The following is a 19,793-nucleotide window of genomic DNA, read 5'->3' on the forward strand; positions in this document are numbered from 1 at the left end:
ACACTCCGAAACGCCTGGCAATACGCCATCATGCAAAAATTTATTATTCGATAAAGGCGTCTATTACGGCCGTCTTAACGATATTTACGGCCTGAGAATCGTCACATTAATGTGAATCTGAGCGCGGGCGAGTGGATTTTTTTCAGTTTTGCTCATGCTTGCATGCCTGTGCTTTTATTTTTGATTGCCGTCATCAACATAAAAGCATCTATATAGTTGATTTAAATGGTTTTATTTCAAAAATAACGACTTGCACAGATCGTCTGACAATTTCTGAAAAAAGCCTCACAAATGCACGAAACAGGTGAATTTTGGCGTCGAAACGCCCGTTCTAGAGGGGTTTTTCAGGCATTCGCATTACGTGGCGCTTTAGCCTTTTGCGAATTTGTCGATAGACATACGACGACCGATCACATCAGTGACGTCGGTGCACTTCATAGACTGTTCAGTCAAACCCTTTTCAGGACATACCGATGAGCTGGCTTAACGACGCAAAACTTTCGACTAAATTAATCACTTCATTCGCGCTCTGTGCGCTGATTACTCTCGGCGTTGGCGTACTGGGAAGCCAGGGCGTGGCCGCGCTGTCGGAGAGCCTGAAGTCCGTGTTCAACAACAACCTGGTTGCCATCGCGAACACCGCTCAAACCAAAACCAAGGCCGTTGGGCAAAGCCGCGATCTTTATCGGCTATACATCGCCCACGCCTCCAACGCGCCGCAGAATGTGAAAGACGAGTTCATCGCCTCGATGAAGGCCAACCAACTGGCGAGCGAGCAAGCGTTTGCCGAATACCGTAAGCGCCCCTTGGCTGACGATGAGCGGGCGGCAGGTGACAAGATGTTGCTTGACTGGCCGGTGTATCAGGCGAAGGTCCAGCAATACATCACGTTGCTGAACGCCAATGATTTGGAACCAGCCCGTGCCCTGCTCCTCGGCGACCTGCAAAAAAATTATCGCGTAGTCATGGATGAACTGACCGTGATGGTCGACTCCAATGACCGTCAGGTCGCAGAAAGTGCGGCGGACGCCACCGCTCAAGAGTCGTCTGCCAAAAATACCCTGTACTCGGGCATCGTCTTGGCGTTCATCGCTGCGATTCTGCTGGGGTTGTTCATCAGCCGCCTGATCAGCCGTCCCATCGCCACCGCAGTAGCCAGCGCCCAGCGCATTGCCGAGGGTAATTTGACTGAGGCTATCGTCAGCACCGGGCGCGATGAAACCGGCCAGTTACTGACCGCCCTCGGCGACATGCAACTCAGCTTGAAGGAAACGATCCAGCAAATTGCCAGCGCCTCTGACCAACTGGCCTCGGCAGCGGAAGAACTGACCGCTGTCACCGATAACGGCAGTCGAGGCCTGATCCGCCAGAACGATGAAATCCAGCAAGCCGCTACAGCGGTAACCGAAATGACCTCGGCGGTGGAAGAAGTGGCCCGCAATGCTGTGTCCACGTCCGAAGCCTCACGCTCGACCAGCGAACAGGCCAGCAATGGCCGCGACAAAGCCCGGAACGCCGTCACTGCAATCAACAACGCCACCTCTGAAATTGCCTCGTCGACCACCATGGTCAAGGATCTCGCGGGGCGAGTGCGTGACATTGGTAAAGTGCTGGACGTGATTCGCGGTATCGCCGAACAGACCAACCTGTTGGCCCTCAACGCCGCCATTGAGGCCGCCAGGGCCGGCGAGCAGGGTCGCGGCTTCGCCGTGGTCGCCGACGAAGTTCGCGCACTCGCCGCACGCACCCAGGCGTCGACCGGCGAAATCGAAGGCATGATCAATGCCGTGCAAACCAGCGCCGATCAGGCCGTGTCCGCCATGGGCAAAAGCCAGGCACTGGTCAACGATACCCAGTCACTCGCTCACGCCACTGGCGAGGCGCTGGAACTGATCGCAGAAGGCATTTCGCAGATTAACGAGCGCAATATCGTCATCGCAACGGCCTCGGAGGAGCAGGCCAACGTTGCCCGGGAAGTCGACCGCAACCTGGTCAATATTCAGGACCTGTCGGCGCAAACAGCGGCGGGTGCGCATCAGACCAACGCCTCAACCCAAGAGCTGTCGAACCTGGCAATCTCGTTTAACACCTTGGTCAACCGCTTCCGCTTGTAAGCACCGAAACAGGACGAGCGGCTCTGCTTAAGCTGCACGTCCACCGTTAAAACAACCTCTTCTCAATCGATCACGTGTTGGAGGGTGATTGCGGCGTATCGGGATTGAGCTGCTGACGCCTGAACTGTCCGGGAGGCTGGCCATGGATCTGACGAAAGCGTCGCGAGAAATACGCCTCGTCAGCGAAACCGCACAACCTCGCCACCTCCCCCACCGGCCGGGTTCCGTTGAGCAAATAATTGCGCGCTGCGTGCATCCGGCGTTCGAGCACCAGCTCGGTGAAGGTCTTGCCGATTTCCTTGCGCAGCCAGTGCGTCAGGTACGTCGGTGACAGGTAAGTCGCCGCAGCCACCTTGATCAGGTTCAGGTCGGGGTCGGCTATGTTCTTGCGCAAGTATTCCGACATCCTGCTCAACGCATCGCGTCGGCTGACCTCGGCGGCATTCTCTTCGGCCAGGCGTTTCAGCGGCTCGGCATACAGGGCGCAGACGCTTCCCACCAATTGCAGCAGCAGGCCCTTGAGCATCTCGCGGGTACCGAACTGACGATTTTCGTCCAACACGCGCATCTGTTCTATCAGGCCACAGACTTTGTGGAAATCCTCATCACCGAGGATGAAATCCAGATGCTCCTGGAAGCGGAATGGCGATAACTCCGGGGCCAGCAGAATCGAGACTTCCTCCAGGTCCATCGGGTCGCACTGCAAGTGCGGCAGCAGAAAGGTCTGGGAAAAATTGATCACCATGAAATTGCTGTCGGCCGGGTGCGGAATCACGTGCACGCGATGCGGCAGGATAAACGCCAGCGTGTTGCGCGGAAACGGACGTTCGACGTTGCCAATGTGCTGCACGGTGTCGCCACCGAGGTTGACCTGAATCTGGAAATACTCGTGGCGATGCGGACTGGTTTCGGCGCGCCGGCCCTTTTTATCGCGGATGTAGAAATCCGTCAGTTCGCTGCGCTGCTGCATGACGTAGGTGGGGACTCGACTCGGTGACGACATTTCCTGAGGATCCTCGACAGGTGCATGGGCAGGTTGTCGTCGCGCCGAGGTGCTGGCGGCGACGTGGGTGATTGTGATGGTGCACGCCGGCAGATTTCAACCTGTCATAGGATGACCATGACATTCAATGAATTAATTGAACCCGTGTGCTCTCTGTCGCCTGTCCAAAAAACACAGCGCGGTCATAATATTTTTATCCATATATAACAACAAGTTATCGACAATTTACGCAACACCGCTGGAAATTAGCGGATCGCCGTTTTCTTGGACACCCCCATTAATCCCTGTTTTCAGAGGAAAAAACGATCTAACGCCTCCGTTGATTTTGAAAGGTTGTACGACCACTGTGGCAGCCAATGCAGCCCGATCTTCCAAAAACAATCAAAAGGTGCGCACTCATGAACCGACTTTTTTCCCCCGCGACTCCTCCCCCGACCAGCCCTGTCCGAAGGCGTATCTGAGCGCCTGACAGCAGCTGTCCGCGCCTCCCACTCAAGCAACGATTGCCCTGCCCCGGTACTGGGGGCTTCGGTTTCGGCTGCGCGCGAACATCTCGATTTTTCTAACAATAAAAAGGTCCATCCATGTCGAACTCGCAAACCTCCCCGTCCACCGCGTCGTCGGTGAGTATCGGCGCACGGGACGCCGTACAGACTCAGCGCCTGCCAACCCGCCGGCGCTGGTTCATGCTGTCGTTGCTGCTGATTGCGACCATCATCAACTACATCGACCGCGTGAACATCTCGATCGCCGCACCCTTCATGGCCAAGGACCTGGGCCTGGACAAGATTGAAATGGGCCTGATTTTTTCCGCGTTTGCCTGGACCTACGCCCTCGCCCTGGTGCCCGCCGGGTTCATTGCCGATCGCTTTGGGTCGCGGTTCACTTATGGGGTGTCGCTGATCAGTTGGTCGACGGTCACCGTGTGCCAGGGCTTTGCCACGGGATTTGCCTCGCTGTTCGGGCTGCGCCTGGCCGTCGGCGCCATGGAAGCGCCGGCCTTCCCCGCCAACAGCCGTGCGGTGACGGTGTGGTTCCCTGCCCGCGAACGCGGTCTGGCCAGCAGCATTTATGTGTGCGGCCAATATCTGGGCACGGCGTTGTTTACCGGCGTGCTGTTATGGCTGGCCACGACCTATGACTGGCGCCATGTGTTTTACAGCACCGGGATACTCGGCATCGTATTCGGGGTGATCTGGCTGTGCGTGTACCGTGATCCGCTGAGCTGCAAGAAGGTCAGCAAGGAAGAGTTGAAATACATCGAATCCGGCGGTGGCCTGGTCAAGAGCAGTCAGGAACGCACCCGGTTCAACTGGCGGCAAATCGCCGAGCTGTTCAGCTATCGGCAGATCTGGGCGATTTGCATCGGCAAGTTCGCCAGCACCTCGGCACTCTACTTCTTTCTCACCTGGTTCCCGACCTACCTGATCGAAGAACGCAAGCTGACCATGATCAAGGCCGGGATCTTTGCGGTGCTGCCGTTCGTGGGCGCCACGGTGGGTATTTTGCTGGCGGGTATCGTCTCCGATCTGCTGATACGCCGGGGCTATTCCATGTCCTTTGCGCGCAAGTTGCCACTGGTGGTCGGCTCAATGCTGGGCATGTCGATTGTGCTGGTGAATTTCACCGATTCGAACGTGATCTGCATTGCCGTGTTGACCATCGCCTTTTTCGCCCAGGGCATCGCTTCATCGTCGTGGGCGGCAGTGTCGGAAGTCGCGCCCAAAGAGTTGATCGGCCTGACCGGCGGAGTCACCAGCCTGGCGGCCAATATCGGCGGGATTGTCACTCCGATCGTGATTGGCGGCATCGTCCACGCAACGGGCTCCTTTGCCTACGCATTCTGGTTCATTGGCGGCGTGGCGCTGATCGGAACCTTGTCCTATTCGCTGCTGCTTGGCCGCTTGTATCGCATCGAACTCAAGGTGCGCTGAGCCGGAAAAAAGCGTTTTTCTCCAACACGAGGCGGCATTCGTCCAACTTTGCAAAAGAATGCCGCCGTACGCTGACGTGACTAACCGGACGACTACAAAAATGACTATGACCGAATACGTGTTTACCCCGGATCTACCCGTAACCCTGCCAGTTGCCGGCAGCCCGCAGCGCTTTCCCGTTGGCCGGGTATTTTGCGTCGGCCGCAACTACCCTTGGCCAGACACCCAAGGCCAGTCTCGCCAGCCACCGGTGTTCTTCATGAAACCGGCGAGCACAGTGGTGGATGCTTCCGGTGAAGTGACTTTCCCGCCGCTGACCGAAGAGTTTGCCCACGAAATCGAATTGGTCGTGGCCATCGGTGAAGGCGGCGCCAATATTCCGGAGAGCCAGGCGTTGGCGTATGTCTGGGGCTACGCCGCCGGGCTGGACCTGACCCGGCGTGATGTGCAGCGCGCAGCCAAAAGCAACGGTATGCCGTGGGAAGGTGCCAAGGTGTTCGACGGCGCCGCGCCGATGACCGCCATCGTGCCAATCACTCGCGCCGGGCACCCTGACGGCGATTTGTGGCTGAGCGTCAACGGCGAAGAGCGCCAGCGCGACAGCCTCGCCAGCCAGATCTGGTCAGTGAGTGAAATCATCAGCCGTATCTCGCAGTCGGTCGCGCTGCGGGCCGGTGACTTGATCATGACCGGCAGCCCGGCAGGCGTCGATGTGCTGCAACCAGGCGACATCATCAACGCCGGGATCGACGGCATCGGCCAACTGGAAATGCGTGTCGGCCAGCGGCCTTGAGCCCGGCACATGCCCTCATAAATCGAAAAGGAGATAACAACATGAACAGTCCTTTGAAAGTCGCCCTGGTCACCGGCGCCGGCAGTGGCATCGGCCGCGCCGTGGCCCTGGCCCTGATGGCCGACGGATTCACCCTGGTATTGGCCGGACGCCGACCAGAGCCGTTGCAAGCGGTGGTCGAATTGGCGCTCAGCGAGGGGCACCAAGCGTTGGCGGTGCCCACGGATGTGCGCGACCCGGCCAGTGTCGATGCGCTGTTCGCAACCATCAGCGAGGTTTACGGACGCCTCGATGTGGTGTTCAACAACGCCGGGATCAACGCCCCTGCAGTGCCGCTGGATGAGCTGACCTTCGAGCAGTGGCGCAACGTGATCGACACCAACCTCAACGGTGTTTTCCTTTGCGCCCGAGGTGCCTTCGGATTGATGCGCCGACAACAGCCACAAGGCGGACGCATCATCAACAACGGCTCGATCTCGGCGCATACCCCTCGCCCGTTCAGCAGCGCCTACACCGCCAGCAAACACGCGGTGTTGGGACTGACCAAATCCCTGGCCCTGGACGGCCGCGAATTCAACATCGCCTGCAGCCAGATCGACATCGGCAACGCCCTGACCGACCTGTCGGTGCGCATGACCAAAGGCGTGCGCCAGGCCAACGGCACCATCGCCGTGGAGCCGATGGTCGACGTCAAGCATGTGGCCGATGCCGTGCGCTACATGGCCGGCCTGCCGCTGGAAGCGAACGTCCTGAACATGACCGTCATGGCCAGCGCCATGCCGTTTGCCGGTCGCGGTTAAACCGGCTTTTTTATTCTGTTACGAGGTCCACATGAAGCCAGAAGTCTTGCAGCTCAGCCCGATCCTGATCCCTGAAATCAACACGCGGCTCGATGAGCTGTTCACCGTCAGACGTTACTTCCAGCAGGCCGACAAGCAGGCTTATATCCAAGAGCACGGCGCGAACATTCGCGGGGTAATCACTGGCGGGCACACGGGGATCAGCCAGGCACTCATGGCGCAGCTGCCCAAACTGGAAGTGATCGCGGTCAACGGTGTCGGCACCGATGCGGTGGATTTGGCGTATGCCAGGGATCGCGGGATCCGCGTGACCGCCACCATCGGCGCGCTGACCGAGGATGTCGCTGACCTGGCCATCGGCTTGTTGATCGCCGTGTGCCGCGGACTGTGCACCAGCGATCGCTATGTACGTTCGGGCGAATGGCCCCAGAGCCCGACGCCGTTGGCTCCGCTACCGCTGGCGCGTCAGGTGTCGGGCATGCGCATCGGCATCGTCGGCATGGGCCGGGTTGGCCGTGCAGTGGCGATCCGGGCTGCCGCGTTTGGCTGCCCGATCAGTTACACCGATCTGCAACCGATGAGCGATGTGAGCCACACCTTTGTCGCCGATCTGAAGCAACTCGCCAGCCAAAGCGATGCGCTGATTCTCGCGGCCGCCGCCGACCAGGCTGAGGCCATCATCAATGCCGAGGTGTTGCAGGCGCTGGGCAAGGACGGATACCTGATCAACGTCGCGCGGGGCAAACTGGTCAACGAGACTGATCTGGTGGCGGCGCTGGCCGCTCAAGAAATCGCGGGTGCGGCGCTGGATGTGTTTGTCGATGAGCCGAATGTACCCGAGGCGCTGTTCGCCAACGAAAACGTGGTGCTGCAACCGCATCGTGCCAGTGCGACGTTGCAGACCCGCACGCGAATGGGCGAAATGGTGGTGGCGAGCCTGGTGGACAGTTTCGCCGGGAGAATACCGCAGGGTTCGGTGACTGACTGAGCCATCGCTGCCGAGGGGACATTGCATCCCCTCGGCGACGCGATGTCAGGTAAACAGATCGACACCCAACTGGAAGGCGACCCACAGCGCCAGGCCAGTGGCAAACAGCAGCGCAACGTTCTCAAACAGGTTGTTGCGATATTTCTTGTCCAGCAACGATTTCTGGTTGGACATGATCAGCAGGCCCAGGGAAATGACCGGCAAGCCAATGATGTTCAGCGCGCTGACACCGATGGTCAGGGTCACGAAATCCGGCATGCCTGGCAACGACCAGATCAACGGCGTCACAAGGATGAACAGCATGAACCACTTGTGCATCGGATCATGGTGAAACTCTTTGCCGTACTTCTCTCGACGCTCAGGAAGAACGTGCTGGAAGGCATCGGTAATCAGCATCGGGAACGCGGTGGTCTTGCCTGAAATGCTGGCAAACAGCGTGGCGAATACACCGATGAAGAATACGTACCAACCGATCGGGCCGAAGAAAATTTCCAGCGCCTTGCCCAGGTCGGCCAAGGTCTTCACCTCGATGCCGTTGGGCCGCAGGATTTCCGCGCCGACGATCCAGATGGCCAGGTTGATGACGATCCCGACGAACACGGCGAACAGCAAATCGTTGCGTTGAACGCGCTTGTGTTGCGGCCCTGTCCAGCCCTTTTGGCGCATGACGTAAGGATGGACGAAGTTGGCAATCGAACCGGCCACCGCGCCGATCACCGAGACCGCCACCAGCAGCGCGCCATGCACGCCTTCATCCGGCGGAATATTGAAACCGATGGTGCCTTTGACGATGCCGACGACATCGGGGCCGGACATCACGGCCAGGGCAATGAACGCCAAGGTCATGATCGCCAGCAACACCTTCATCACGCCTTCGATCATCGAATAAATATTACGCCCCACCAGCATCCACACTGCGAGCACCACCGCCAGTGAACACAGCAGCGGCTGGTCGATTTTCAACAGCATCGCCAGCGACTCACCCGCCCCTTTGATCATGTAGGCGTTCATCAAGTGCCCCATCAGCAGGGCGTAAACGAGCATGAACCAGGCGAAAAACGGATTCAGCTGCGCATAGCCTTGCAGGATGGTCATGCCCTGGTTATTGCACAGCTGGAAGCGAGCGATGATGTTGACGATCAGGTATCTCAAGAGCAGAGAGACCGCCAGCACCCACATCATTGCGTAACCGTAGTTGGCACCGGCCACGGATGAGGTGATCAGGTCACCTGCGCCCAGCCAGGACAGCACCGCGATGATGCCGGGGCCCAGCAGCTTGAGTACTCGTGAGAATCGGTTTTGTGCGGGCGCCGCAGCTTTGCCTTCGACCGAAGGAATGCTCGTCATAGAGGGTATCTCCGTTTATTTTTTTTGTGAGACCGAGCGCAGTCGAACACAGTAGATAAGACGTCGTACAACTATTATTGAGCCAGAGTATGTAGAAATGTTTCCACTGTTCGGCCTTTACCTACTGGCTTTAGCCAGAATTTCCCGCTATCCAGGTAAAACAGGTATTGATGCCATACAGCGACAGTCATAGGATGACCGATCACAATCATAAAAATAAGGAATCACTGTGACCAAACCCCTTCTCATCGCCGCTGCCGTTGTGTGCGGTATCAGTCTGCAAGCCAATGCCGCCACTTTTGCCTACATCTCCAGCCCCGGAGACGGTCTGATTTCCCAGTATCGCCTTGACCAGAGCAACGGTGCGCTAAGCCTGATCGAACAGGTCAGCGCCGGCGATCAGGTCAATCCGATGGCCATCACGCCTGACGGCAAAGTGTTGTTTGCGGCATTACGGGTCAAGCCGTTTCAGGTGCTGGGTTACCGCATAGATCCCAAGAGCGGACACCTGGCTCCGCTGTCCAAAGCACCCTTGGCAGAAAGCATGGCTTACCTGTCTACCGACAGAAAAGGACACTATTTGCTCGGCGCATCCTATGGGGCCGACACCGTCAGCGTTCAGGCCATCGACAAGGCCTATCAGCCTTCTGCCAACATCCTGACCTACAAGACCGGCCCACATGCGCACTCACTGCGTACCGACCCTAGCAACCGGTTTGCCTACGCGGGCAATCTTGGCGCGGATCAGGTCCTACAATATCGCCTCGACGCCAAAACCGGCGCGCTCACGCCCATCGGCCGCGGCTACATCAGTGTCCCGAGCAATACCGGGCCTCGGCACCTGGCCTTTTCCCCGAATGGCAAATACCTGTACGTGGTCGGTGAAATGAGCGGCACCGTCACCGCGTTTTCGATCAACGACAGCACCGGTGCATTGACTCAGATCAGCGTGGCGAATGGCATTCCCGAGCGTTTGAAACTGGCTCACGGCGAAGTGCGTGACGCGCGCAACAACGACCTCAAGGACGACCCCACGCCACGTATCTGGGCCGCCGACCTGCGGATCTCGCCGGATGGCAAGCTACTGCTTATGACCGAGCGCACCAGCAGTTCGGTGTCGGCGTTCGCAGTTGATCCTTCCACCGGCCACTTGAGCTTTCTCGAAAACTATCCGGTGGAAGAGAAGCAGCCACGCAATATCGCGTTTTCACCCAACGGTCGCTGGTTGCTGGTGACGGGTGAGAAAAGCGAAAAAGTCGGCACGTATGCCGTCAGCGACAAGGGCGCCTTGAAACGTGTCGGCGAAGCGGCATCGGGCAAAGGCGCGCTGTGGATAGAAGTGCTGCAGACGTCGGTGGAGTAACTTTCGGGAGCAAGAAGCACCGGACAGGGAGGTCGGGGCGGCGTGATTCGAACACTCGCCCCTCGCCTTCCTCAACACCCTGTGCAGGCTCCCGAGTGAGACGCCACAAACAGCATCACATGACCAGGATGTTCAGGCCGGACGCCATTTTGCACCCGAAAATGATGCATCGACGTTCTTGCGCAATGCCTCAACCAAGAGCGTAAACGCGGGAGACTGCTGACGTCGGCTGGGAAAATAAAGGTGGTATCCCGAGAAAAACGGGCACCATTCATCAAGCACCTGAACAAGCTCACCGGATCGCAGTTGTTCCTGCGCAACGTCCTCAGATATGAATGCCAGGCCGAAACCTTCCACCGCCGCTTGTTGCACCATGCGCATGTTGTTGAACGTCAGCGGGCCATCAACCCGTACATTCAAGTCACGTCCTTGGTGATGGAACTCCCAGACGTAGAGAGCCCCCGAGGACGGCAGGCGCACATTGATGCAGGCGTGACGGGTCAGGTCGTGCGGCCTGGTGATCGCTGGACTGCGCGCCAGGTACGACGGCGATCCGACGACGATCATTCGCAGATCAGGACCGATCCGTACGGCGATCATGTCCCGATCTATCTGCTCACCCAGTCGCACTCCGGCATCGAAGCGATCAGTGACGATATCGGTTAATGCCGAGTCGCTGGATATCTCGACCTTGATGTCTGGGTACTCGAGCAACAGCCGTGAAACCGTGGGCCAGAGAATGCCTTCCGCCGCGTGCTTGCTCGCGGTAATGCGAACGCTGCCGGCCGGTTTCTGGCGCATTTCACTCAGCTCGCTCAGCTTGGCTTCAATGTTGCCAAATGCAGGTCGTACGGTTTCCAGTAACCGTTCTCCCGCCTCCGTCGTGGCCATCCTTCGGGTGGTGCGAGCGAGCAATCTGACGCCCAGGCGAGCTTCGAGCCGGCGAATGGTCTGGCTGACCGAAGACTGCGACGTAGAGAGTCGGGCGGCTGCGCGAGTGAAGTTCAGCTCCTGCGCCACGACCAGAAAAACCGCCAGATCGCCGAGCTCAGACCGATCCATTTATTATCTCAAAGTATAAGTTCATGCAGATCCTAGCATCTAATCATGTGGATGCTGGCGATCTATATTGGTCAGCCATACGCCCCGCGACGGATGAGTCCGACACCCTTGAAGGTGTGTTGTCGGGCATGGCGATCCAGGATCACACGCACTTTTCAGTAAACGCTCACAGGACAAATACATGTTGAGTTGCATGGCGCACGTTGACGAAAGCTCAGAGATTATTGAAGTCCTGAACGCCTATCACACTGCCATGGTGGAGGCTCGTACGCCCGATCTTGATCGCTTGCTTGAACCGGGTTTCTCACTGGTGCATATCACCGGCTACGTTCAGCCCAAGCACGAATGGCTCGATCTCGTCTGGTCGGGAGACTTCAACTATCACCGAATCGAACTGGTGCAGAACTCGCTTGAAGTCAGCGTCAAGGGAACAGGCTCCACGGTGCAAGGCCGCGGCATTTTCAACGCCAGCATTAACGGCATGACTGCCCCCTGGAGATTGAGATTCGTTTTAGAACTCAAGCAGCACGAAGGTGCATGGATGATCGCGAGTGCCCGCTACACCGCGTTCTAAAGAACTGCGTTTGAACAGTGGCTGAGATGGTTAGTGATCTGCTGATCGGTGGCGGTGTCATAGCGGCAATGCGCGCAGGCAAGTTGCCCACTCCAGGCTGAAAATCATGGCCTGCGATTGCTTGCGAAAGCGATCAACCGGATGAATCAACTCAAGCCTGACCAAGGATCTGCTCATGAAAAATTATTCAAAAGTGATTGTCGTTATAGGCGCCGGCTCGATCGGCCAAGCCATTGCCCGCAGAGTCAGTGCCGGTAAGCACGTCGTATTGGCAGATCTCAAGCAGGAGAACGCCGATGCCGCGGCCAAGGTCTTGCTCGACGCAGGATTCGAGGTCACTACGGCCATCGTAGACGTCTCTTCTCGCGAGTCGGTTCAGGCGTTGGTGCAGACCGCAACGGCAATTGGAGAGATCACCGGCGTCATCCACGCTGCGGGTGTTTCACCTTCTCAAGCGCCCGTTGCAACCATCTTGCGGGTTGATTTGTATGGCACGGCGGTCGTTCTTGAAGAGTTCGGCCATGTCATCGCCGAAGGCGGCTGCGCAATTGTGATCGCTTCACAATCCGGCCATCGCTTGCCCGCGTTGAGCGTCGAACAAAACAAGGCGCTGGCGACCACACCAGCGGATGACCTGCTCGCGCTCCCGATGCTTCAAGCGGACCAAGTCACCGATCCTTTGAACGCTTACCAAATCTCCAAGCGTGGGAATTCGTTGCGGGTCATGGCAGAAGCCGTTCGCTGGGGTAAACGTGGGGCGCGAGTCAATACGATCAGCCCGGGCATCATTTTTACCCCATTGGCGCGGGACGAGTTGAGCGGCCCACGTGGCGAGGGCTACCGGCGCATGATCGACGTGAGCGCGGCAGGACGCGGTGGAACGCCCGATGAAGTGGGCGCCGTAGGAGCGTTGCTCATGGGGCCGGAGGGCACGTTCATTACCGGCAGCGATTTCCTGATGGATGGCGGTGTCACGGCGGCTTACTGGTACGGCGATCTGGCGCCCCGGTAGCGGGTGCGCCACGACCGGATTAATGAACACACCTCATCAGCCCTTGCCGATTTACCCGTCTAGTCCCCACCCGATAGCTCGCTTACTGTTTGCACAGCGCTATTGCACCAATCCGACATTCACTGACCACAGCCTTGTCCGATCTTTTATCCGCAAACCCCATGCAGATCGCGACAAGCAGGGAGATTGAAATGCAAAAACGCAAACTCGGAAACAGCTCTCTTGAGGTATCCGCACTGGGTCTGGGCTGCATGGGGCTCAGCCATGGCTACGGCCCGGCGACCGACACGAAACAAGCCGTCGCCCTGATCCGCACGGCAGTTGAGCGAGGCATCACCTTCTTCGACACCGCCGAGGTGTACGGTCCTTACCTAAACGAAGAAGTGCTCGGTCAGGCGCTGGCGCCGGTTCGCGATCAGGTGGTCATCGCCACCAAGTTTGGCTTTACCTTCGGGGCCGATAACAAACAACAGATCCTCAACAGTCGCCCGGAGCACATCCGGGTTGCCGTCGAGGGCTCGCTGCGTCGGCTGAAGACCGACTTCATCGATTTGCTCTACCAGCATCGGGTCGACCCGGACGTACCCATCGAGGATGTCGCGGGTGTGGTGAAGGCGCTTATCCAGGAAGGCAAGGTCAAGCACTTCGGTCTTTCGGAGGCGGGGGCGCAGACCATTCGACGTGCTCATGCTGTCCAGCCGGTTACCGCGCTGCAAAGTGAGTACTCGCTCTGGTGGCGAGAGCCTGAACAGGAAATTCTTCCGACACTTGAAGAGTTGGGTATCGGTTTCGTGCCCTTCAGTCCGTTGGGTAAAGGTTTTCTCACTGGAACCGTGGCGGCAGACGCCTCCTACGGCAGCGACGATTTTCGCAGCATCGTTCCCCGCTTCAGCCCCGAAGCCCTTCAGGCCAACCAGGCATTGGTGGTGCTGATCCGCAAGCTCGCGGCCCAGCAGGCTGCGACACCCGCCCAGATTGCACTTGCCTGGCTGCTCGCCCAAGCGCCCTGGATTGTTCCAATTCCCGGAACCACCAAACTGCATCGCCTGGAAGAAAACATTGGCGGTGCGAGCATCACGCTTACCGAAGTCGATCTCAAGGCGATTGATTCGGCGCTGTCGCAGATCCGCATCCAGGGCGACCGCTACCCCGAGTCTCTCAAGGCTCGAGTCGGGCGCTGACGGTGAAATGCCGTGAGTAACGGAATTGAACCGTATACGCCTCGATGTCTGAAATTGGAGTAGATCAATGAAAATTCGCAAGCTGGGCAACGGCCTGGAAGTGTCCGCTCTGGGCCTTGGCTGCATGAGCATGACCTCGGCCTACGGGCCAGCCGCTGACAAACACAGCATGATCAAGCTGATTCGCTCCGCGCATGATCAAGGGATCACCCTGTTTGACACCGCAGAGGCGTACGGCCCGTTCAGTAACGAGGACCTGCTGGGTGAAGCCCTGCAGCCGATCCGCGACCAAGTGGTGGTGGCCACCAAGTTCGGCTTCGACATTGACCTGATCACCGGCGAGCGAGGTGGCGGCACCAACAGCCGGCCGGAGCATATCCGGGCGGTGGCAGAGGCCGCGTTGAAGCGCCTTCGAACGGATCGCATCGATCTGTTCTACCAGCATCGGGTGGATCCCGAGGTGCCGATTGAAGATGTCGCCGGCACCGTCAAGGATCTGATCGCCCAGGGCAAGGTGAAGCACTTCGGCTTGTCCGAGGCTGGCGTGCAAACCATTCGCCGTGCCCATGCGGTTCAGCCGGTGACAGCGGTACAGAGCGAATACTCGCTGTTCTGGCGTGGCCCGGAGCACGAACTCCTGGGCGTGCTGGAAGAGCTGGATATCGGCTTTGTACCGTTCAGCCCACTCGGCGCCGGTTTTCTCACTGGCCAGATTGATGAAAACACCCGGTTCGATGCGTCCGACTTTAGAAATTTCGTACCGCGCTTCTCTCCTGAGGCACGCAAGGCCAACCTCGCACTGGTCGACGTGGTGAAGTCCGTCGCACAACGCAAAGATGCTACGCCCGCGCAGGTGGCGTTGGCTTGGCTGTTGGCGCAAAAGCCCTGGATCGTCCCGATACCTGGCACGACAAAACAACACCGGCTGGAGGAGAACCTTGGGGCTATCGAGCTGGAGCTGACCGGCGAGGATCTGCGCTTGATCGATGACCAAATGTCGCGGATCCAGGTGCAAGGTGAACGCCTGCCCGAGCCGGCGCTGAAGATGACCGGGCTCTGAAGCCTCCTATAGTCGTCGGCTCACCACCTTGCAGGAACGCTGCCTATGAATCCGTTGATTGCTCCGCTTGTTGCCTTGTCGCTCTTGGCCGGGGAAACCTGCGCCCAGGACTCTAACGAGATCCGCATCACCCACGTCGGCGCTCAGCCCTCAATCAAAGGCGCAGTAGAAAACTTCACGGGCACGGTGCGTGTTGATGGCTTGTTCAAGGGTGACCTGCCGGCTCGCATCAGCGGTGGCACAGTGACCTTCGAACCCGGCGCGCGCACGGCCTGGCATACCCATCCGCTGGGGCAAACGCTGATCGTCACCGCCGGCGTCGGCTACGTACAGCAAGAGGGCGCGTCCCGTCAGGAAATTCGCCCGGGGGACATTGTCTGGATACCGCCGCAAACACGCCACTGGCATGGGGCGACTGCCGACAATGGCATGACCCATATCGCAATCGCCGAAGCCGAAGACGGGAAAACCGTCGCATGGGCTGAAAAGGTTTCGGACGCGCAATACGAAGGCCGAACGCCCGCTCAGGGCCTGTAAATGAAGTATCAGGATGTGTCGGCGCCACTCACTCGACGCGGCGGCTTTGCGGCAACAAACAGCGTGTGCCCCCCGATTTTCCGGCTCTGCTTCATGGTTTCAACGCCCCTTGACGCTTGGACTCATGAGTTATCTTCATGAGTGCTTGCGCAATATTGGGGTTAATCGTCACAACCATCCTCCGTACGATCCAGTGACATCGACAGACAAGCCATCGTTGACTTTTCTCACAGCCTGTCTACATCAACCTCATTGGAGCACTGCCTGCCTGGAGCAGCGCTGTGCAATGGATGGAGCCTTTTACGATGTCCACTGACACACCGATTGCACATCGCAAGACCACCCCCCTCCCCGCGCTGATAGTCCTGTTTCTGGGCCTTGGATTGGTGTCGGGTATTGCCATTCAGAACGCCGAGGCATCGCAAACCATGACCAGCTCACAACCCGTGTCAAAAACGCTGTCGGCCAAGCAGCAAAGCATTCCACTGATCGCAGCATTCATGGCAACCAGTGACATGCCCAAGCTCAGTGCTGCATTGAATCAAGGCCTGGACGCCGGCCTGACGGTCAGCGAGGCCAGGGAAATCCTGGTGCAGCTGTACGCCTATGTCGGTTTTCCGCGCAGCCTCAACGCATTGAATGAACTGATGACGGTCGTGCAAGCGCGCAAACAACGTGGCATCCAGGATGCCCCCGGACGTGAACCCGGCCGTGCCATTCCAACAGGTGAGGCCCTGCTTGCGGCAGGAACAGCCAATCAAACCCGAATTTCGGGCGGCCCGGTCAAGGGGCCGGTGTTCGAGTTCGCCCCGGTCATCAACCAGTTTCTGCAAACCCACCTGTTTGGCGACATCTTCGAGCGCGACAACCTGGACTGGCAAAGCCGCGAACTGGCGACCGTCGGAGCGCTGGCGGCGACGCCGGGCGTGGAATCGCAATTGCGCTCGCACATGCAGGCGAGCATGCGGGTGGGCCTGAGCGCCGATCAGTTGAAGCAAGTCACAGAGCTACTGGCCAAGCACGCGGATGAACCAACCGCCAATCGTGCAAGCGCAGCGCTGACGCAGGCACTGGCAGCGTCTGGAGGTTGAAGATGAAGGTCGGAAAAACTCTGCTGGGCATAACCCTGCTCGGTTGACGCCGCTCTACGCCAGAACCTTGTGATTCGAGGACGTCTGCCAATTCTGGTTTCGCCGCCCCTACCGCGCGCCGCTGAGTAACACGCGTCCCGGACCCAGGCGGGACACAACTACATCGGATAATCCCGCGCTCCTCATGACAGGTTCCCATCAATGTCCCGAGCCAATCTCAACGACCTGCAAGCCTTCGTGGTCATTACCCGCGAGGGCAGCTTTACCCGCGCTGCCGCACAGTTGGGCGTTTCACCCTCCGCCGTGAGCCATACGATGCGCGCTCTTGAGGCACGGCTCGGCGTTCGACTGCTGACCCGAACCACGCGTAGCGTATCCACCACCGAGGCAGGTCAGCGGCTCTATCTCTCCATGGCACCACGCTTTGAAGAAATCGAACTTGAATTGGCTGCTGTCAGCGAGTTTCGCGATACCCCGGCGGGCAATGTGCGGATTTCAACCTCCGAACATGCAGCGAACAACATTCTTTGGCCCAAGCTATTGAAGGTTCTTCCCGACTACCCAGACATCAAGGTCGAAATCACCGTCGACTACGCCCTGTCCGACATCGTCGCGCAGCGTTATGACGCAGGCGTGCGCCTGGGCGATCAAGTCGCCAAGGACATGATTGCCGTTCCGGTCGGCCCTCAGTTGCGCATGGCGGTAGTGGGTTCCCCAGGATACTTAAAGCGGCAACCCTCACCGAAAGTGCCTGGCGATCTCGCGGAACATAATTGCATCAATCTGCGTTTGCCTACCCACGGAAGCCTTCTGCAATGGGATTTTGAAAAGGACGGCCACGAACTGAAAGCGCGTGTTGAAGGACAATGGACGTTCAACAGTAGCGTGCCAATCCTGCGTGCTGCTGTCGCGGGTTGCGGGTTAGCGTTCCTGCCAGAAGATATGGTGACGAAGGAGCTTGCCGACGGAAGCCTTGTGCGGGTACTGGAAGATTGGTGCCAACCTTTTTCTGGCTACCATCTCTACTACCCTAACCGTCGCGAACAGTCGTCAGCGTTTGGCGTAGTGGTTGATGCGCTGCGCTATGAGCCATGAGCCGTCCATCATTGAGGTGCTTTGGCGGCTACAGGAACAGTCGTTTTGTGGGGGTAAAAACGACCAGACATAAAAAAGGGCCGCGAGATAAAATCTCGCGACCCCTTTTGAATAATATGGTCGGGACGGAGTGATTCGAACACTCGACCCCTAGCACCCCATGCTAGTTCCTGGAAAATTTCAGCAGATCGCAAAATACCCAAAAAGAACCAACCAAGCTAGTATTTACAGGGGCTCCAGCACTCCTCTATGTCTAACGTCATCCAGCGAAATCCATCGGTAGCTGACGTCTTTGTGGGGGTAAACGTGGGGGTATTTTTTGGGAGGATAAAAATCATGACCAAACTCACTGCCAAAGAACTGGAATCATTAGACGCAAACGACGCAGGTCGAGTCGTCAGGGAAGACGGCGGTCTCTCTGGCAAGGTCCAACTCAAGAAAAAAGGTATCACCGTCGCGTTCTATTACCAGTTCCGATGGGAAGGGAGATTCACCGGTATTTCGTGTGGGACATGGCCAGGCACACCGCTGCCGGAAATACGCAAAATACGGAACATCGCCCGCGATCTTGTGGCGACTGGAGTGAACCCCAACGATCATAAACGAGCCGAAAAAGCGAGAGCCCGCGCAGAGCTCAACGCTCAACTTGTCGCCGCCGAAACGCTCAGGGCAAAGGAGTTGACCTTAGGAGACATGGCAGAAAAATGGCTGCTGAATGGCGTAGCGAGGAAAGACGGTAACGCTGAACTGCGCCGACGCTTCGCCAAAGACCTGTACCCCACACTGAAAAACAAAACATTGTCTTCCGTAAATGAGCACGACTTACGGAGCGTCGTGCGAACCGTCGTCGGTCGCGGGGCCAATCGACAGGCCATTGGTTTGTTTGCCGATATCACTCAGATGTTTGCATGGGCAGAAAAGCGCCAGCCCTGGCGGGCTCTGCTGGTTGATGGTAACCCGACCAACCTAATTGAGATTAATAAGCTGATCCCATCTGATTACCAAGAGGAAAGAAGCCGTATTCTCTCGCCTGGTGAGTTGTTGGACCTGCATAACCGCTTCCAGCAAATGACTATCGACTACAACGCCCTCCCCGCCGGCCAAAAATACGAGGGCATTCGGCCGTTAAAGAAGGAAACCCAACTTGCGCTCTGGATCAGCCTGGGCACCTTGTGCCGGATCGGCGAGTTGCTGCAGGCCGAATGGAAAAATGTCGATCTGGACCAGCAAACCTGGTTTATCCCGAGCGAAAATGTCAAAGGCTCCCGGGGCAAGAAACAAGACCACCATGTTTTCCTCTCGCCCTTTGCCCTGCATTTCTTTCAGGAACTCAAGACCCTCACGGGAGACTCCCGGTGGTGCTTTCCGAACAAGCAGGATGATCAGCATGTTGATGTGAAAGTGGTGAGTAAGCAGGTAGGCGATCGCCAGGCTCGATTCAAAAACCGCAAGGCTCTCTCACGACGGCGTCACGACGATACCCTGGTCCTTGCTGACGGCCAGAGCGGCGACTGGACGCCGCATGACCTGCGCCGCACGGGCGCGACCATGATGCAGGCTTTGGGAGTCAGCTTAGATGTCATTGATCGCTGCCAAAACCATGTACTGGCCGGCTCTCGGGTGAGGCGCCACTACCTGCACCATGACTATGCCGAAGAGAAGAAGCGCGCCTGGAACCTGTTGGGTGATCGACTCAGTGCCGTGCTGTCCTCAACCTACGAGCACCCACCAACCGTGTCGATGCTGTCTTTTCCAGCGTTCGCGGTTACAGAGACGTGGCCTCCCTCATAAGGGTGTTGCTTCCAGAACTCTTCGGAATTTAACATCCGCGACAACCCG

17 protein-coding genes and 1 pseudogene are annotated in these 19,793 nt (G+C 58.0%); 15 read left to right on the plus strand and 3 right to left on the minus strand.

The window, feature by feature from the left end:
* Positions 1–473 precede the first annotated feature (473 nt).
* Positions 474–1,256: pseudogene (locus tag NK667_RS32850) on the plus strand (MCP four helix bundle domain-containing protein); the annotation flags it as partial.
* Positions 1,251–2,114, plus strand: coding sequence for a methyl-accepting chemotaxis protein (locus tag NK667_RS32855; protein ID WP_413786154.1), 864 nt, complete (start codon positions 1,251–1,253; stop codon positions 2,112–2,114). The pseudogene NK667_RS32850 and the gene NK667_RS32855, both read left to right, overlap by 6 nt.
* Before the next feature lie 70 nt (positions 2,115–2,184).
* Here NK667_RS32855 and NK667_RS16045 read toward each other — a convergent pair whose 3' ends face one another.
* Positions 2,185–3,117: a helix-turn-helix transcriptional regulator gene (locus NK667_RS16045; RefSeq protein WP_054053089.1), complete on the minus strand. Its 933-nt coding sequence runs from the start codon at positions 3,115–3,117 to the stop codon at positions 2,185–2,187.
* A 584-nt stretch (positions 3,118–3,701) separates the two neighbouring features.
* On the opposite strand from NK667_RS16045, the gene NK667_RS16050 reads away from it, so the two are divergent.
* The 4 genes from NK667_RS16050 (at position 3,702) to NK667_RS16065 (ending at position 7,632) form a co-directional block, all read left to right on the plus strand.
* Positions 3,702–5,051 carry an MFS transporter gene (locus tag NK667_RS16050; protein WP_054615416.1) on the plus strand — a complete coding sequence of 450 codons (1,350 nt, stop codon included), beginning with the start codon at positions 3,702–3,704 and terminating at the stop codon, positions 5,049–5,051.
* 100 nt (positions 5,052–5,151) lie between these two features.
* The gene (locus tag NK667_RS16055) at positions 5,152–5,844 is read left to right on the plus strand and encodes a fumarylacetoacetate hydrolase family protein (RefSeq protein WP_054615417.1); all 693 of its coding nucleotides are present in this window, start codon (positions 5,152–5,154) and stop codon (positions 5,842–5,844) included.
* A gap of 41 nt (positions 5,845–5,885) precedes the next feature.
* Positions 5,886–6,644: an SDR family oxidoreductase gene (locus NK667_RS16060; protein WP_054053083.1), complete on the plus strand. Its 759-nt coding sequence runs from the start codon at positions 5,886–5,888 to the stop codon at positions 6,642–6,644.
* Between the two features lie 31 nt (positions 6,645–6,675).
* On the plus strand, positions 6,676–7,632 hold the full coding sequence (locus NK667_RS16065) for a 2-hydroxyacid dehydrogenase (protein ID WP_054615418.1): 957 nt from the start codon (positions 6,676–6,678) through the stop codon (positions 7,630–7,632).
* Between the two features lie 45 nt (positions 7,633–7,677).
* On the opposite strand, the gene NK667_RS16070 is transcribed toward NK667_RS16065, so the two are convergent.
* Positions 7,678–8,979 carry an Nramp family divalent metal transporter gene (locus NK667_RS16070; protein ID WP_054615419.1) on the minus strand — a complete coding sequence of 434 codons (1,302 nt, stop codon included), beginning with the start codon at positions 8,977–8,979 and terminating at the stop codon, positions 7,678–7,680.
* A gap of 229 nt (positions 8,980–9,208) precedes the next feature.
* Between NK667_RS16070 and NK667_RS16075 the strand changes: the two genes are divergently transcribed.
* Entirely contained in the window at positions 9,209–10,342 is a 1,134-nt protein-coding gene (locus tag NK667_RS16075; RefSeq protein WP_054615420.1) for a lactonase family protein, read from the plus strand.
* A 132-nt stretch (positions 10,343–10,474) separates the two neighbouring features.
* On the opposite strand, the gene NK667_RS16080 is transcribed toward NK667_RS16075, so the two are convergent.
* Positions 10,475–11,404 (minus strand): LysR family transcriptional regulator, encoded by a 930-nt coding sequence (locus tag NK667_RS16080; protein ID WP_054615421.1) that lies wholly within the window; start codon positions 11,402–11,404, stop codon positions 10,475–10,477.
* Between the two features lie 193 nt (positions 11,405–11,597).
* Between NK667_RS16080 and NK667_RS16085 the strand changes: the two genes are divergently transcribed.
* The 8 genes from NK667_RS16085 (at position 11,598) to NK667_RS16120 (ending at position 19,745) form a co-directional block, all read left to right on the plus strand.
* Complete coding sequence (locus tag NK667_RS16085) at positions 11,598–11,978, plus strand: nuclear transport factor 2 family protein (RefSeq protein WP_161807667.1); 381 nt, start codon at positions 11,598–11,600, stop codon at positions 11,976–11,978.
* A gap of 175 nt (positions 11,979–12,153) precedes the next feature.
* A complete protein-coding gene (locus NK667_RS16090) occupies positions 12,154–12,990 on the plus strand; it encodes an SDR family oxidoreductase (protein ID WP_054615423.1) in 837 nt (278 codons plus the stop codon).
* A 191-nt stretch (positions 12,991–13,181) separates the two neighbouring features.
* Positions 13,182–14,171, plus strand: coding sequence for an aldo/keto reductase (locus NK667_RS16095; RefSeq protein ID WP_054615424.1), 990 nt, complete (start codon positions 13,182–13,184; stop codon positions 14,169–14,171).
* 67 nt (positions 14,172–14,238) lie between these two features.
* Entirely contained in the window at positions 14,239–15,231 is a 993-nt protein-coding gene (locus NK667_RS16100) for an aldo/keto reductase (protein ID WP_054615425.1), read from the plus strand.
* Positions 15,232–15,276: 45 nt separating this feature from the next.
* Positions 15,277–15,768, plus strand: coding sequence for a (R)-mandelonitrile lyase (locus NK667_RS16105; RefSeq protein ID WP_054615426.1), 492 nt, complete (start codon positions 15,277–15,279; stop codon positions 15,766–15,768).
* Between the two features lie 305 nt (positions 15,769–16,073).
* Positions 16,074–16,859, plus strand: coding sequence for a carboxymuconolactone decarboxylase family protein (locus tag NK667_RS16110; RefSeq protein WP_054615427.1), 786 nt, complete (start codon positions 16,074–16,076; stop codon positions 16,857–16,859).
* A gap of 201 nt (positions 16,860–17,060) precedes the next feature.
* Complete coding sequence (locus tag NK667_RS16115) at positions 17,061–17,954, plus strand: LysR family transcriptional regulator (RefSeq protein WP_054615428.1); 894 nt, start codon at positions 17,061–17,063, stop codon at positions 17,952–17,954.
* 336 nt (positions 17,955–18,290) lie between these two features.
* On the plus strand, positions 18,291–19,745 hold the full coding sequence (locus NK667_RS16120) for a tyrosine-type recombinase/integrase (protein ID WP_054615429.1): 1,455 nt from the start codon (positions 18,291–18,293) through the stop codon (positions 19,743–19,745).
* Positions 19,746–19,793 lie beyond the last annotated feature (48 nt).

Source organism: Pseudomonas nunensis, from assembly GCF_024296925.1.
GTDB classification, from domain to species: domain Bacteria; phylum Pseudomonadota; class Gammaproteobacteria; order Pseudomonadales; family Pseudomonadaceae; genus Aquipseudomonas; species Aquipseudomonas nunensis.

Bases quoted from the DNA above. Each gene is read 5' to 3' on its own strand.
- NK667_RS32855 (WP_413786154.1), top strand. From the start codon at position 1,251: ATGCAACTCAGCTTGAAGGAAACGATCCAGCAAATTGCCAGCGCCTCT.
- NK667_RS16045 (WP_054053089.1), bottom strand. From the start codon at position 3,117: ATGTCGTCACCGAGTCGAGTCCCCACCTACGTCATGCAGCAGCGCAGC.
- NK667_RS16050 (WP_054615416.1), top strand. From the start codon at position 3,702: ATGTCGAACTCGCAAACCTCCCCGTCCACCGCGTCGTCGGTGAGTATC.
- NK667_RS16055 (WP_054615417.1), top strand. From the start codon at position 5,152: ATGACTATGACCGAATACGTGTTTACCCCGGATCTACCCGTAACCCTG.
- NK667_RS16060 (WP_054053083.1), top strand. From the start codon at position 5,886: ATGAACAGTCCTTTGAAAGTCGCCCTGGTCACCGGCGCCGGCAGTGGC.
- NK667_RS16065 (WP_054615418.1), top strand. From the start codon at position 6,676: ATGAAGCCAGAAGTCTTGCAGCTCAGCCCGATCCTGATCCCTGAAATC.
- NK667_RS16070 (WP_054615419.1), bottom strand. From the start codon at position 8,979: ATGACGAGCATTCCTTCGGTCGAAGGCAAAGCTGCGGCGCCCGCACAA.
- NK667_RS16080 (WP_054615421.1), bottom strand. From the start codon at position 11,404: ATGGATCGGTCTGAGCTCGGCGATCTGGCGGTTTTTCTGGTCGTGGCG.
- NK667_RS16085 (WP_161807667.1), top strand. From the start codon at position 11,598: ATGGCGCACGTTGACGAAAGCTCAGAGATTATTGAAGTCCTGAACGCC.
- NK667_RS16090 (WP_054615423.1), top strand. From the start codon at position 12,154: ATGAAAAATTATTCAAAAGTGATTGTCGTTATAGGCGCCGGCTCGATC.
- NK667_RS16095 (WP_054615424.1), top strand. From the start codon at position 13,182: ATGCAAAAACGCAAACTCGGAAACAGCTCTCTTGAGGTATCCGCACTG.
- NK667_RS16100 (WP_054615425.1), top strand. From the start codon at position 14,239: ATGAAAATTCGCAAGCTGGGCAACGGCCTGGAAGTGTCCGCTCTGGGC.
- NK667_RS16105 (WP_054615426.1), top strand. From the start codon at position 15,277: ATGAATCCGTTGATTGCTCCGCTTGTTGCCTTGTCGCTCTTGGCCGGG.
- NK667_RS16110 (WP_054615427.1), top strand. From the start codon at position 16,074: ATGTCCACTGACACACCGATTGCACATCGCAAGACCACCCCCCTCCCC.
- NK667_RS16115 (WP_054615428.1), top strand. From the start codon at position 17,061: ATGTCCCGAGCCAATCTCAACGACCTGCAAGCCTTCGTGGTCATTACC.
- NK667_RS16120 (WP_054615429.1), top strand. From the start codon at position 18,291: ATGACCAAACTCACTGCCAAAGAACTGGAATCATTAGACGCAAACGAC.